Source organism: Polynucleobacter necessarius, assembly GCF_900096765.1.
Classification (GTDB): Bacteria; Pseudomonadota; Gammaproteobacteria; order Burkholderiales; family Burkholderiaceae; genus Polynucleobacter; species Polynucleobacter necessarius_F.
The window spans coordinates 442,046-454,646 of record NZ_LT615228.1 but is presented as its reverse complement, the minus strand read 5'-3'; the positions used below and the strand labels follow the sequence as shown (position 1 = coordinate 454,646).

At 46.6% G+C, this 12,601-nt stretch carries 14 protein-coding genes; all 14 read right to left on the bottom strand.

The window, feature by feature from the left end; genetic code table 11:
- Window positions 1–2 precede the first annotated feature (2 nt).
- The 14 genes from DXE33_RS02360 to sdhC all read right to left on the bottom strand — a co-directional run bounded on the left by DXE33_RS02360 (window position 3) and on the right by sdhC (window position 12,577).
- Window positions 3–689, bottom strand: coding sequence for a phosphoribosylanthranilate isomerase (locus tag DXE33_RS02360; protein WP_114638466.1), 687 nt, complete (start codon window positions 687–689; stop codon window positions 3–5).
- Window positions 690–706: 17 nt separating this feature from the next.
- The gene (truA, locus tag DXE33_RS02355) at window positions 707–1,537 is read right to left on the bottom strand and encodes a tRNA pseudouridine(38-40) synthase TruA (protein ID WP_114638465.1); all 831 of its coding nucleotides are present in this window, start codon (window positions 1,535–1,537) and stop codon (window positions 707–709) included.
- A gap of 9 nt (window positions 1,538–1,546) precedes the next feature.
- Entirely contained in the window at window positions 1,547–2,950 is a 1,404-nt protein-coding gene (locus DXE33_RS02350) for a FimV/HubP family polar landmark protein (protein WP_114638464.1), read from the bottom strand.
- Window positions 2,951–2,958: 8 nt separating this feature from the next.
- The gene (asd, locus tag DXE33_RS02345; RefSeq protein ID WP_114638463.1) at window positions 2,959–4,116 is read right to left on the bottom strand and encodes an aspartate-semialdehyde dehydrogenase; all 1,158 of its coding nucleotides are present in this window, start codon (window positions 4,114–4,116) and stop codon (window positions 2,959–2,961) included.
- A gap of 54 nt (window positions 4,117–4,170) precedes the next feature.
- Window positions 4,171–5,241: a 3-isopropylmalate dehydrogenase gene (gene leuB, locus DXE33_RS02340; RefSeq protein WP_114638462.1), complete on the bottom strand. Its 1,071-nt coding sequence runs from the start codon at window positions 5,239–5,241 to the stop codon at window positions 4,171–4,173.
- 23 nt (window positions 5,242–5,264) lie between these two features.
- On the bottom strand, window positions 5,265–5,912 hold the full coding sequence (gene leuD, locus DXE33_RS02335) for a 3-isopropylmalate dehydratase small subunit (protein ID WP_114638461.1): 648 nt from the start codon (window positions 5,910–5,912) through the stop codon (window positions 5,265–5,267).
- A 34-nt stretch (window positions 5,913–5,946) separates the two neighbouring features.
- Window positions 5,947–6,156: a hypothetical protein gene (locus DXE33_RS02330; protein WP_114638460.1), complete on the bottom strand. Its 210-nt coding sequence runs from the start codon at window positions 6,154–6,156 to the stop codon at window positions 5,947–5,949.
- Between the two features lie 11 nt (window positions 6,157–6,167).
- The gene (leuC, locus tag DXE33_RS02325; RefSeq protein ID WP_114638459.1) at window positions 6,168–7,577 is read right to left on the bottom strand and encodes a 3-isopropylmalate dehydratase large subunit; all 1,410 of its coding nucleotides are present in this window, start codon (window positions 7,575–7,577) and stop codon (window positions 6,168–6,170) included.
- A gap of 17 nt (window positions 7,578–7,594) precedes the next feature.
- Window positions 7,595–8,908, bottom strand: a complete 1,314-nt coding sequence (gltA, locus tag DXE33_RS02320; protein WP_114638458.1) for a citrate synthase — start codon at window positions 8,906–8,908, stop codon at window positions 7,595–7,597.
- 89 nt (window positions 8,909–8,997) lie between these two features.
- Entirely contained in the window at window positions 8,998–9,267 is a 270-nt protein-coding gene (locus DXE33_RS02315) for a succinate dehydrogenase assembly factor 2 (RefSeq protein WP_114638457.1), read from the bottom strand.
- On the bottom strand, window positions 9,264–9,968 hold the full coding sequence (locus DXE33_RS02310) for a succinate dehydrogenase iron-sulfur subunit (protein ID WP_114638456.1): 705 nt from the start codon (window positions 9,966–9,968) through the stop codon (window positions 9,264–9,266). Before DXE33_RS02310 ends, DXE33_RS02315 begins: the two co-directional genes overlap by 4 nt.
- A 16-nt stretch (window positions 9,969–9,984) precedes the next feature.
- A complete protein-coding gene (sdhA, locus tag DXE33_RS02305) occupies window positions 9,985–11,763 on the bottom strand; it encodes a succinate dehydrogenase flavoprotein subunit (RefSeq protein WP_114638455.1) in 1,779 nt (592 codons plus the stop codon).
- 4 nt (window positions 11,764–11,767) lie between these two features.
- A complete protein-coding gene (sdhD, locus tag DXE33_RS02300; protein WP_114638454.1) occupies window positions 11,768–12,133 on the bottom strand; it encodes a succinate dehydrogenase, hydrophobic membrane anchor protein in 366 nt (121 codons plus the stop codon).
- Between the two features lie 24 nt (window positions 12,134–12,157).
- Window positions 12,158–12,577: a succinate dehydrogenase, cytochrome b556 subunit gene (sdhC, locus tag DXE33_RS02295; RefSeq protein ID WP_114638453.1), complete on the bottom strand. Its 420-nt coding sequence runs from the start codon at window positions 12,575–12,577 to the stop codon at window positions 12,158–12,160.
- Window positions 12,578–12,601: the final 24 nt, after the last annotated feature.

The window sequence follows — 12,601 nt, the reverse complement described above, 5'->3', positions numbered from 1 at the left end:
AGTTACAGCACATTATTGGATGATGCATTTGCATCGGCTGCACGCACCGCTTGAACAAATTGAGCTATGAGCGCAGGATCTTTAACGCCCCTGCTACTTTCAACGCCGCTAGAGACGTCAACCGCGCAAGGGTGCAGACGAGCAATCGCCTCGCCCACGTTGTGCGTGTTCAATCCACCACTCAAAACGACCCGAGGCGCGTTTTCGCTTACCCATGTCTGTGGAATTCCTTGCCAATCAAAAGGAACGCCTCCCCCGCCATAGCCCTCAACTAGGGCATCAAGCAAAAAGGCGTTTGCGTCCCTATATTGTAGGGAAAAATCATCAAAGGCGAACTGGGCACCCACACGAGCAGCTTTCATCCAAGGCTCCCCTTGAGCTAATTGGGCGCAACGTTGTGGAGTCTCATCCCCATGAAACTGCCACAAAGTAATGGAAGCGGCCGCCCGAATAGCAGCAAATTGCTCATCTGTGGCGTTTACCAACAAGCCAACCGCATCTATGCCTGCTGGAAGCCTTGCAATCAGCTGAGCTGCGATATTGGGGCTCACAGACCTGATACTGGGGGGATAAAAGACAAAGCCGACGGCATCAACCCCGGCCGCAACCGCTGCATCAATATCAGCAGAGGTCTTTAAACCGCAGATTTTGACCCGGGTGCGCCCCGGAGAATAGGTAAGTAGGCCCATAAACGAATGATATCGCCTTAGAGGGCAACCAACGCTCTAGGCAGCCAGGAGTTATCAAGCCAAGGCCCTGGGATCGCATATTGACCTGGGTAAGCAATTTTAGATAAATACAGGCCATCTGGCATAAAGGTCGGCGCTGCTAGGTGGCGATCCTTAGCTGCCAAAACCTCCCCTATCCATTGTGGGTTTCTTTTGCCTTTACCGATCAGCAAAAAGCTGCCGACTAAATTACGAACCATATGATGCAAAAATGCATTGCCGCAAATCCGAAAATACAACCACGGTGCATCCGAAATAATATCGATGGAATACATCGTTTTAATTGGCGTTTTACTTTGGCACTCAGAAGATCTGAAGGAAGTGAAATCGTGTTCGCCAATGAGGTATTGCGCGGCTGCTCTCATGGCCTCCACATCAAACCAAGTATTGGGGGGTAATACCACGTAACCAGCGCGAGCATTCATCATGGGCGAACGACAGGGCCCTGCATGCAATGCGTAGATATAGGTGCGCTCAAAAGCAGTGAAACGAGCACTAAAGTCTTCAGGAACTATTTTTGCCCAATTGACCACAATAGATTTAGGTAGAAATGAATTAACCCCCCTTACCCATGAAAACTCTTCACGTTCTACCGGGGTATCAAAATGCACCACCTGTCCTAAGGCATGAACGCCTGCGTCTGTTCTACCGGCGGTAATGGTTTGTACTGTATGATTTTTACAATTATCTTCACCAATAAATGAGCTAAGCGCCTTTTCCAACTCTCCCTGAACGGTGATTTGATTATGTTGGACTTGCCAGCCGGCATATGGGCTACCGTCATATTGCAGTCCGAGCGCTATACGCATCGGGCAATCCTAAACCTGACGATGTGAGATCTCTGACAACAAGCCCTGAGCTTCGATGGTAATTGTCGGATCCACTGTGTTGCTGACTCGCAATACTTCTTCTAAAGATCTCTTAGCAGCTACAAAATCTTCTATGGTGATATAGGCACGGGCTAAATTGAGTTTCACACGTAAGGTATCGGCCAGAGGATCAGACACCACTTTTGCGGGAGGCATCAATGGCGCAAGATTTGATGGCACTTCCTTGGCAGGCTTACTTAAATCGAGATCAATTCCTGCGAAGAGTGCTTTGGCGCGCTCTGGCATAGCAAACTGCCCAGATGCAGCAGTTATCGGAGGGTGACTTGGTACAGCGGCAGACTCTTTTGAGAATGTTGGCAATTCAGAACGCCTTGCATTGCGAGCTAAGCCCCACAAAAGTAGGCCTGTTAGTGCAATTAAACCGATCGCCAATACTGCTGGACCAAATCCACCCAATCCAAAATTTTGATCCAGCGATTTTTTCTCTTTAGATTGATCTAGCAAGTGCTGTAAGTCGGCAATATTCTTTTCCAATTGCGCAACTCGCGCCTTGGCTTGTTCAAGCTCTTTTTCTTGCGCTACCAAGTCTTCAGTGTAACGACGCTCCTGCTCATTTCCTTCTGCGCTCGAGCCAATCTTTAAGCGATCCGTAGGTGTGGCTTTGGCAGACTTTGGATTACTAGCTTTGCTAGCACTTTCACCATCTTTACTGTTTTGCTCTGTTCGCCACTCTTCATTTGCCTGAGCAACAAACTGATTGGCTTCTGCAGGACTGATCGATCGCAACAATGCTTGACTAGGTTTAGTTAACTCAGCACCAGCAGCCAGACGATTGATGCTGCCGCTAGCAAAAGCATCTGGGTTGGCTTTGTATAAAGCCATGATCGTTTGATCTAAGCTTGCCCCCTCGAATTGCGGAGCCATCAACGCAGCAATCTCAGACAATGTTTGACCAGGTTTAACCAATACTTTTTGAGCATCACCAATTAATAAAGTAAAGGTTTTGGTAATACTTCCACTTGACCAAGTGAGATTGACCAGCACATCCAAAAATGGATCATCTGTCATTGGCACTGAATTTACAGTCTCCACCAAAACCATCAATTGCTCTTGGCGATTGCGATACACCATCGCTTGTGGATTGAGGTCGATGATTTTTTGTGAGGCACCAGCACGCTCATAGACACCCTTACCAGGCAAGGTGACTTTTAAGGACTCAAGAGCACTTTGTTCTTCTAGTGCAACCCGAATCGGAATCTCAACCCGCAGTGGCTCACCTGGACGTGACTGTAATTGGGGAGAACCTAAAGAAACTGCCCAAGCAGAACATACCCAACCGCAGCAAAACAGGAAAAGCGCTTTGGAAAAGCGAAGTTGGGTAGATCGCAACATGAAATGAATTAGTGCTCGAGCAAGATACGGAGCATGCGACGCAATGGCTCTGCAGCACCCCATAACAACTGATCGCCGACAGTAAAGGCACCAAGATACTCAGGACCCATCGCCAATTTATGCAAACGTCCAATCGGTACCGTCAAAGTGCCACTGATTGCTGCAGGTGATAAATCACGCTCAGTTGTTTCGCGATCATTTGGTACAACTTTGACCCATTGGTTGTCATTAGCCAAAATAGTTTCGATTTCCTCAAGCGGAATGTCTTTCTTTAGCTTTACTGTTAAACCTTGTGAGTGGCAACGCATGGCGCCAACACGCACGCACAACCCATCAATTGGAATACTGCCAGGCGTGCGGAATGCAGGACGACCCAAAATCTTATTGAACTCGGCGCCACCCTTCCACTCTTCTTTGGTTTGACCATTCTCAACAGGAACATCAATCCATGGAATCAGGCTACCAACCAAAGCGGTATTACGGAAATTGATTTTAGGGAAATCAGCTGAGCGCAAAGTTTCAGTGACCTTGCGATCAATATCCAAGATCCAAGAAGATGGATCAGCCAACTCAGTAGCAACGCTGTCACGCAATGCACCCATCTGCAAAAGCAGCTCACGCATATTTTGTGCGCCAGCACCAGAAGCCGCTTGGTATGTCATGGCACTAATCCACTCCACCATATCGGCCTTCACCAAACCACCCATCGCCATCATCATCAAGCTCACAGTGCAATTGGCACCAATCCAATTTTTACCACCAGATGCCAAAGCTTTATCAATCACAGAGCGGTTGACCGGGTCAAGAACCAATACAGCATCCTCTTTCATGCGCAAGGCACTTGCTGCATCAATCCAATGACCATTCCATCGCGCGGCTCGCAGCTTTGGAAAAATCTCATTGGTGTAGTCGCCGCCTTGGCAAGTCAAAATAATGTCGCAACGTGACAGCGCTTTGATGTCATTTGCATCTTGCAAAGTGCTCTCGCTCTTAGTCACTTTTTGACCATTAAGCAAAGGCACCTCACCGCCGGTCTGGCTAGTGCTAAAAAATACTGGCTCGATCAGGTTGAAGTCTTTCTCAGCGAGCATCCGTTCCATCAGAACGCTACCAACCATACCGCGCCAGCCAACTAAACCTACTAAAGGTGTTTTTGTATTTGCCATGATGATCAACTATCTCGTGAATGTGTTTGTTCTATCTTGCTGTGTTTCGTTTATTTATTGCAATGCCGTTACTACCGCATCACCCATCTCTACTGTAGACACTTTTTTAGTGCCTTCGGTGTAGATATCGGCAGTACGTAATCCTTGCGCCAATACTTTTTGAACCGCTTTCTCAATTCGATCTGCTTCATTAGGCATTCCTAAGGAATAACGCAGCATCATTGCGGCCGATAAAATAGTTGCCAAAGGATTTGCGATGCCCTGGCCAGCGATGTCAGGAGCAGAACCATGACTTGGCTCATACAAGCCTTTATTGTTCTTATCTAAAGATGCTGAAGGCAACATTCCGATTGACCCCGTAAGCATCGCCGCTTCATCAGACAAAATATCGCCGAACAAGTTACCAGTTACCACGACATCAAATGCCTTAGGCGCCTTGACTAGTTGCATGGCAGCATTATCGACATACATATGGGATAACTCAACATCTGGGTAATCTTTAGAAACACGAATCATGACTTCACGCCACAACTGTGAAGTCTCGAGAACATTGGCCTTATCAACGCTGCATACTTTCTTGCCACGCTTGCGTGCCGCCTCAAATGCCACTCGACCAATGCGTTCTACTTCGGGCTCGCTATAGTGCATGGTGTCAAAGCCTTCACGCGCACCTTTGAATAAAAGCAACTCAGATGTTCGAATACCACGTGGTTGACCAAAATAAATATCACCATTGAGCTCACGCACAATGAGAATATCCAAGCCACCAATAATTTCTGGCTTTAAGCTCGATGCTGCAGTGAGTTCTGGATAGCAAATCGCTGGTCTAAAGTTAGCAAACAACTCTAAGTGTTTGCGCAATCCCAAAATTGCTTGTTCTGGACGCAGCTCACGCGCAAGCGTATCGTATTTCCAATCCCCTACTGCGCCAAATAAAATGGCATCCGCATTTTTAGCAAGCTCTAATGTAGCCGGCGGCAATGGATGTCCCGCGACATCAAAAGCAGCCCCGCCAACGGGTGCCTCCTCTAAATCAAACTGAGGGCCAAGCGCATTGAGTACGCGAACGGCTTGAGCAACGATTTCCGGGCCGATCCCATCGCCCGGGAGAACTGCAATTTTCATGAAAGGCCTTTAAGTCAATAAAATTACGGCAACTGTGTCGCAAGCCAAGGCATTTTGAGGATGCGCTCGGCTTCATAAGCCTTAATTTTATCTGCATGACGCAAAGTTAGCCCAATATCGTCTAGGCCATTGAGGAGGCAATACTTCCTAAAAGGAGCTACATCGAAGCTATAGGCAGTCCCATCAGGGGCAATAACTTGCTGGGCATCTAGGTCAATGGTTAACTGATAGCCATTAAACGCATTGGTTTCATTAAAAAGATGATCCACCTGAACTTCTGTCAAAACAATTGGCAAAACGCCATTTTTGAAGCAATTGTTATAAAAGATATCAGCAAAACTAGGGGCAATCACAGCTCTAAAGCCAAACTGATCCAAAGCCCATGGAGCGTGTTCGCGGGAGCTGCCGCAACCAAAGTTCTTGCGTGCCAACAAAATGCCTGCTCCTTGGTAGCGCGGCTGATTTAATACAAAGTCAGGGTTGAGTGGTCGAGTGCTGCAGTCTTGTCCAGGCTCACCATGATCCAAATAGCGCCACTCATCAAACAAATTCTGACCGAAACCGGATTTCTTAATGGACTTTAAAAACTGCTTCGGAATAATGGCGTCGGTATCTACGTTCTCGCGATTAAGCGGAGCAACTAAACCTTTGTATACCGTAAATTTTTCCATAATTCTGACTTTGACTCTAAATATACTGCGTTATTTACTTCACCGGAGTAACCACAACATCCTTACCCTGAGTTTGTGATTGATTTTGTTGTTTCGTGCTTGCGCCTGATCCACCTATTGCGCCACCCATGGTCTGCAAATCTTTGCCCATGCCTTCCATGGTGTTAGTGCAAGCAGAAATCAGGATGCCCACAAAACCAAGCATCACTAATTTACGAATGAGAGATACAAAAGAAAGTTTCATTAGCTCTAACCTTATGAAATCTTACGAACATCAACAAAGTGGCCTTCGATTGCAGCAGCAGCCGCCATCACTGGACTAACCAAGTGAGTACGACCGCCATTACCCTGACGACCCTCAAAATTACGATTAGAAGTAGAAGCACAACGCTCACCCGGCTCTAAACGATCAGCATTCATAGCCAAGCACATTGAACATCCCGGTTCGCGCCATTCAAAACCAGCAGCCTTAAAGATGCGATCTAAACCTTCGCGCTCTGCCTGGGCTTTCACCAAACCAGAACCAGGAACTACCATCGCCAATTTCACACTCGAGGCTACTTTTTTACCAATCCGATCAACCACCTTAGCGGCAGCGCGAATATCTTCTATACGACTGTTCGTGCATGAGCCAATAAATACCTTATCCACCGCAATACTGCTGAGTGGCGTATTGGGATTCAGGTTCATATACTCTAGAGCACGCTCCATAGCGGCGCGCTTATTTGGATCACGTTCTTTTTCAGGATCAGGAACCCGGTCACTAATGGAGAGAACCATTTCTGGTGATGTTCCCCAGGTCACTTGTGGTGCGATTTCTTCCGCACGTAATTCGACAACCGCATCAAATTTAGCATCTGGATCTGAATGCAAGGTTCTCCAATATTGCAAAGCCTGTAAGAGTGCTGGACCCTGAGGTGCATATGGACGACCCTGAATGTATTCAATAGTGGTTTCATCGACAGCAACCAAGCCTGAACGAGCGCCGGCTTCAATCGCCATATTGCAAATGGTCATGCGACCTTCCATTGACAAGTTGCGCATAGTTTCGCCCGCAAACTCAATGGTGTAACCTGTTCCGCCAGCAGTGCCAATCTTACCGATCACTGCTAAAACAATATCTTTTGCAGTTGTTCCAGGCTGCAAACGCCCGTCGACTCGTACCAACATATTTTTGCTCTTTTTCATGAGCAAAGTTTGGGTCGCAAGAACGTGCTCAACCTCAGAGGTGCCAATTCCAAAAGCCAAAGCACCAAAAGCGCCATGGGTACTAGTATGAGAATCACCGCAAACGACAGCCATCCCTGGCAAGGTTGCGCCCTGCTCTGGTCCAATGACATGAACAATCCCTTGTCGGGTATCGTTCATTTTGTATTGCGTAATACCAAAGGCATCACAGTTTTGATCCAAGGTGTCTACTTGCAACTTAGAAATCGGATCAGTAATGCCATGTGAGCGATCAGTCGTTGGCACATTGTGATCAGACACTGCCAAGTTGGCAGAAATACGCCAGACGGGACGGCCGGCCAGATTTAAACCCTCAAATGCTTGAGGGCTGGTTACCTCATGGAGCAACTGACGGTCAATATAGATCGTGGCTGTGCCATCCTCTTCTGAGTAAACAACGTGGTCATCCCACAATTTGTCATAAAGCGTACGAGACATGAGAGACCTTTAAAACCTTATTTACGAACAGTGATGTTAGGAACCTTGCGTGAAGTTTCACCAACGTACAACTGGCGTGGACGTCCAATTTTGTACTCAGGATCAGTAATCATTTCTTCCCACTGTGCAATCCAACCCACTGTTCTTGCCAAGGCAAAAATACATGTGAACATTTCTGTTGGGATGCCAAGGGCGCGCTGAACGATACCAGAGTAGAAGTCAACGTTTGGATAGAGCTTACGACTTACAAAGTAATCGTCTTCCAAAGCAATCTTCTCAAGAGTCATCGCCAATTTAAACAATGGATCATCTTGCAAGCCAAGCTCATTCAATACTTCATAGCAAGTTTCACGCATCAATTTCGCGCGTGGGTCAAAGTTCTTATATACACGGTGACCAAAGCCCATCAAGCGAACGCTTGAGTTCTTGTCTTTTACTTGGGCAATGAATTCATGAATCTTGTCTACGCCGCCCTGGGCCTGAATCTCATTCAACATCTGCAAGCAGGCTTCGTTTGCGCCACCGTGGGCCGGACCCCAGAGGCAAGCGATACCAGCAGAAATCGCTGCAAATGGATTTGTGCCTGAAGATCCACACAAACGAACTGTGGATGTAGAGGCGTTTTGCTCATGGTCAGCATGCAAAATGAAGATGCGATCCAAAGCGCGTACCAATACTGGATTGACTTTGTATTCTTCACATGGTGTTGCAAACATCATGCGCATAAAGTTTGCGGTGTATGACAAAGAGTTATCTGGGTAGATAAATGGTTGTCCTACAGAATATTTATAAGCCATCGCTACCAAAGTAGGCATTTTTGCAATTAAGCGAATTTGCGCAACTTCACGCGCACGAGGATCGCTGTAATCAATCTCATCATGATAGAAAGCGGCCATACCACCAACCAGACCAGTCAACACCGCCATTGGGTGCGCATCACGGCGGAAGCCACGCAAGAAAAATTGCATTTGGTCATGCACCATAGTGTGGTGCATGACCATCTCATCAAATGCTTTTTTCTCGGTTGCATTTGGCAATTCACCATTGATGAGAAGGTAGCAAACTTCTAAGAAGTCACAGTTCGCAGCCAAATCTTCGATTGGGTAACCACGATAGAGCAACTCACCTTTATCGCCATCGATATAAGTGATTTTGCTGTTGCATGAGGCAGTAGAAAGGAAGCCGGAATCGTAAGTGAACTTACCCGTCTGACCATAGAGCTTACGAATGTCGATTACGTCAGGGCCTACTGTCCCTTTGTAAATTGGCAAATCAATATCTGGGGTGCCATCCGAAAACGAGAGTTTTGCTTTGATGTCCGATTCAATCATTTCTAATCCTTAGTCATTCAAAATTATGATTAATACACTATTCGATCACACGCTGTTGCAACTACTGCACCAAAATGCTGAATTTCTACTTACTTCTCTCTCAGCTTTTGTAATACCGCTTTGAAGAAGTCAGACTGCATCTCCTTCTCTTGCCCAGCTACCACCTCTTTTCGCCCAATTAACAAATCCATTAAATCATTGTCATCAAGCGCTAACAGTTGACTTAATACTTTTCCCTCTTCTACGCTTAGTTGAGCACCATATCGCCCAAAAAAGCGTTGCAGAATTAAATCGTTCTCTAGCAATCCTCTACGGGCATCGCTTTTTAAACGATATAACTCTGAATTACCGAGGGTCATACTGCCCTACGAACCATCAATTCCTTAATCTTGCCGATTGCCTTGGTTGGATTAAGATGCTTAGGACATACATCCACGCAATTCATGATGGTGTGGCAACGGAACAAGCGATATGGATCCTCTAGGTTGTCTAAACGCTGAGCAGTTTCTTCATCACGGCTGTCTGCAATAAAACGATAGGCTTGCAACAAACCGGCAGGGCCTACGAACTTATCTGGATTCCACCAGAAAGATGGGCACGAAGTTGAGCAGGAAGCACACAAGATGCACTCATACAAACCATTCAACTCTTCACGCTCTTCAGGGCTCTGTAAGCGCTCTTTTTCTGGAGGTGGATTGTCGTTTACTAAGTAAGGCTTGATTGACAGGTACTGTTTAAAGAACAAAGTCATGTCAACAATTAAATCACGCACCACTGGCAATCCAGGCAATGGACGCAAGGTGATGACCTTAGGCAAAGTCAACATATTAGTCAAACAGGCCAAACCGTTTTTACCGTTGATGTTCATGGCATCTGAACCACACACACCTTCACGGCATGAACGACGATAAGAAATACTCTCGTCTTGTTTCTTCAAAGAAATCAAGGCGTCCAACAACATACGCTCGCCAGTGAGTTCTAACTCATAACGCTGCATGCGTGGAGCTGCATCGACATCTGGATCGTAGCGGTAAATTTCGAATATACGGATATCACTCATCTTCTATCTCTCTTACTTAGAAAGTACGTTCTTTAGGAGGAACTGAATCAACAGTTAATGGCTTCAATTGGACTGGCTTGTAGTCCAAACGATTGCCTTCGCTGTACCAAAGCGTATGCTTCATCCAGTTGTCATCGTCACGATGTGGGTGATCATCGTGGGAGTGAGCGCCGCGACTTTCTTTACGAGCTGCGGCAGAAGTCATTGTTGCATTTGCAGTCTCAACCAAGTTAGCCACTTCCAAAGCTTCAATACGTGCTGTATTGAAAATTTCAGATTTATCTTTAACCCACAAGTGTTTTGCACGCTCAGTCAATTTCGCCATTTGACGAACGCCTTCGTCCATCAACTCTTGATTGCGGAATACACCAGCGTATTTCTGCATGCACTTACGAATGTCGTTCGCCACGTCTTGTGCGTACTCACCTGAAGTGGAGTTATCCAACTTCGCAATACGCTCCAGAGTTTGCTGACCAGCATTCTTAGGCAATGGTTTGAATTCGCGATTCTTGAGGTTCAAACCAACGATATGGTTACCTGCAGCACGACCGAACACCAAGAGGTCGAGCAACGAGTTTGTACCCAAGCGGTTTGCACCGTGTACTGACACACAAGAGCACTCGCCAATTGCGTATAAGCTGTTGATCACTTCATTGTGCTTGCCATTACCTGGCACCACTACTTGACCATTGATGTTAGTGGGAATACCGCCCATCTGATAATGAATCGTTGGCACAACTGGAATTGGCTCTTTAGTTACGTCAACGTTAGCAAAGTTGATACCAATCTCATATACAGAAGGCAGACGCTTCATAATGGTGTCAGCGCCAATGTGGGTCAAATCGAGCACCACATAGTCGCCGTTAGGACCACAACCACGTCCTTCTTTGATCTCTTGGTCCATAGAGCGTGAAACGAAGTCACGTGGAGCCAAATCTTTCAGTGTTGGCGCATAACGTTCCATGAAACGCTCACCATCTTTGTTACGGAGAATGCCGCCTTCACCACGGCAACCTTCTGTCAGCAATACACCCGCACCAGCTACGCCAGTTGGGTGGAATTGCCAGAACTCCATATCTTCCAAAGGAATACCCGCGCGTGCAGCCAAGCCCATACCGTCACCAGTATTAATAAACGCGTTAGTAGATGCATCCCAAATACGGCCAGCACCACCAGTAGCCAACATCACAATCTTGGCTTCCAAGATGTAAACCTGACCAGTCTCCATTTCAAGAGCGGTTACACCAACGACATCGCCCTCATCATCACGAATCAAATCTAAGGCCAACCACTCAACAAAGAAGTTGGTTTTTGCGCGTACGTTCCGTTGGTATAAGGTGTGTAACATTGCGTGACCGGTACGGTCAGCCGCAGCACAAGCACGTTGCACGGGCTTCTCGCCATAGTTTGCTGTGTGCCCACCGAATGGGCGCTGATAAATCGTGCCATCTGGGTTACGGTCAAACGGCATACCGAAGTGCTCTAACTCATAAACCACTTTTGGAGCTTCACGACACATAAACTCGATCACATCTTGGTCGCCCAACCAGTCAGATCCTTTGATGGTGTCGTAAAAATGATAGTGCCAGTTGTCTTCACTCATGTTGCCCAGTGACGCACCGATACCACCTTGCGCTGCAACTGTATGTGAACGTGTTGGAAATACTTTGGTTAATACAGCAACATTCAAGCCGGCTTCAGCCAACTGCAATGAAGCACACATACCTGAACCACCCGCACCAACAATCACCGCATCAAAACGGCGGCGTGGCAATGATTTTTGAATTGCAGTCATCGAATTACACTTTCCACAAAATTTGCACGGCATAGGCCACACAGGCTACGAGATACAGAACTGTTAACACCTGCAGTGTCAAACGAATGCTGACGGGCTTGATGTAATCCATCCAGATGTCACGCACACCAATCCAGGCGTGATAAAACAAACTAAATAAGGTCAGAAGGGTTAACAGCTTCATGAACTGGTTACTAAACAAGCCAGACCAACCTTCATAGGTGGCGCTACCAGTAATACAATAGTCAACCAAAAGAACAACAGTAAATACCACCATCACAATCGCGGTAATACGCTGAATAATCCACTCTTTGAGACCGTAATGAGCGCCTACCACTAAGCGCTTTGGTCCGATTTGATAAATAGGCATGAGAGTTCCTTAAGTGTGAAGCGCTTAGTACAAGCCGAATAATTTAAGACCTACTACTGCAGTCAGGGCAATTCCAACAACCAACACAATGATGGCTGAACGATTGGACTCTGACTTCTCTACTCCGATTTCTAAATCGAGCAAGAGGTAGCGGATACCAGCACAGAAATGGTGCAAGAAACACCAGATCAAGCCTAGGCAAACCACTTTTACTAGGACGCCACTGGTGAATGCCTGGAATTTTTGGTAACTCACTTCAGAAGCAATGCTTTGATCAAAGAGATACAAAATGAATGGCAATAAGAGAAACAGTACTGCTCCGCTGATACGGTGAAGAATGGAAACTTTACCGGCCCAAGGAAGTCGGTATTTGACCAACTGGGCAAGACCAATATTTCGGTAAACCGGTCTATCTTTTTTTACGTTTTGCTGTGCATCAACCATGGGCAATCTCTATCGTTAGGTGGA

What these genes read in the sequence shown, in the direction of transcription:
- DXE33_RS02310 (WP_114638456.1), bottom strand. Translation starts at nt 9,968, where the DNA reads ATGAGTGATATCCGTATATTCGAAATTTACCGCTACGATCCAGATGTC.
- DXE33_RS02330 (WP_114638460.1), bottom strand. Translation starts at nt 6,156, where the DNA reads ATGAAACTTTCTTTTGTATCTCTCATTCGTAAATTAGTGATGCTTGGT.
- sdhA (WP_114638455.1), bottom strand. Translation starts at nt 11,763, where the DNA reads ATGACTGCAATTCAAAAATCATTGCCACGCCGCCGTTTTGATGCGGTG.
- sdhC (WP_114638453.1), bottom strand. Translation starts at nt 12,577, where the DNA reads ATGGTTGATGCACAGCAAAACGTAAAAAAAGATAGACCGGTTTACCGA.
- DXE33_RS02360 (WP_114638466.1), bottom strand. Translation starts at nt 689, where the DNA reads ATGGGCCTACTTACCTATTCTCCGGGGCGCACCCGGGTCAAAATCTGC.
- leuB (WP_114638462.1), bottom strand. Translation starts at nt 5,241, where the DNA reads ATGAAAATTGCAGTTCTCCCGGGCGATGGGATCGGCCCGGAAATCGTT.
- DXE33_RS02350 (WP_114638464.1), bottom strand. Translation starts at nt 2,950, where the DNA reads ATGTTGCGATCTACCCAACTTCGCTTTTCCAAAGCGCTTTTCCTGTTT.
- gltA (WP_114638458.1), bottom strand. Translation starts at nt 8,908, where the DNA reads ATGATTGAATCGGACATCAAAGCAAAACTCTCGTTTTCGGATGGCACC.
- leuD (WP_114638461.1), bottom strand. Translation starts at nt 5,912, where the DNA reads ATGGAAAAATTTACGGTATACAAAGGTTTAGTTGCTCCGCTTAATCGC.
- sdhD (WP_114638454.1), bottom strand. Translation starts at nt 12,133, where the DNA reads ATGCCTATTTATCAAATCGGACCAAAGCGCTTAGTGGTAGGCGCTCAT.
- truA (WP_114638465.1), bottom strand. Translation starts at nt 1,537, where the DNA reads ATGCGTATAGCGCTCGGACTGCAATATGACGGTAGCCCATATGCCGGC.
- leuC (WP_114638459.1), bottom strand. Translation starts at nt 7,577, where the DNA reads ATGTCTCGTACGCTTTATGACAAATTGTGGGATGACCACGTTGTTTAC.
- asd (WP_114638463.1), bottom strand. Translation starts at nt 4,116, where the DNA reads ATGGCAAATACAAAAACACCTTTAGTAGGTTTAGTTGGCTGGCGCGGT.
- DXE33_RS02315 (WP_114638457.1), bottom strand. Translation starts at nt 9,267, where the DNA reads ATGACCCTCGGTAATTCAGAGTTATATCGTTTAAAAAGCGATGCCCGT.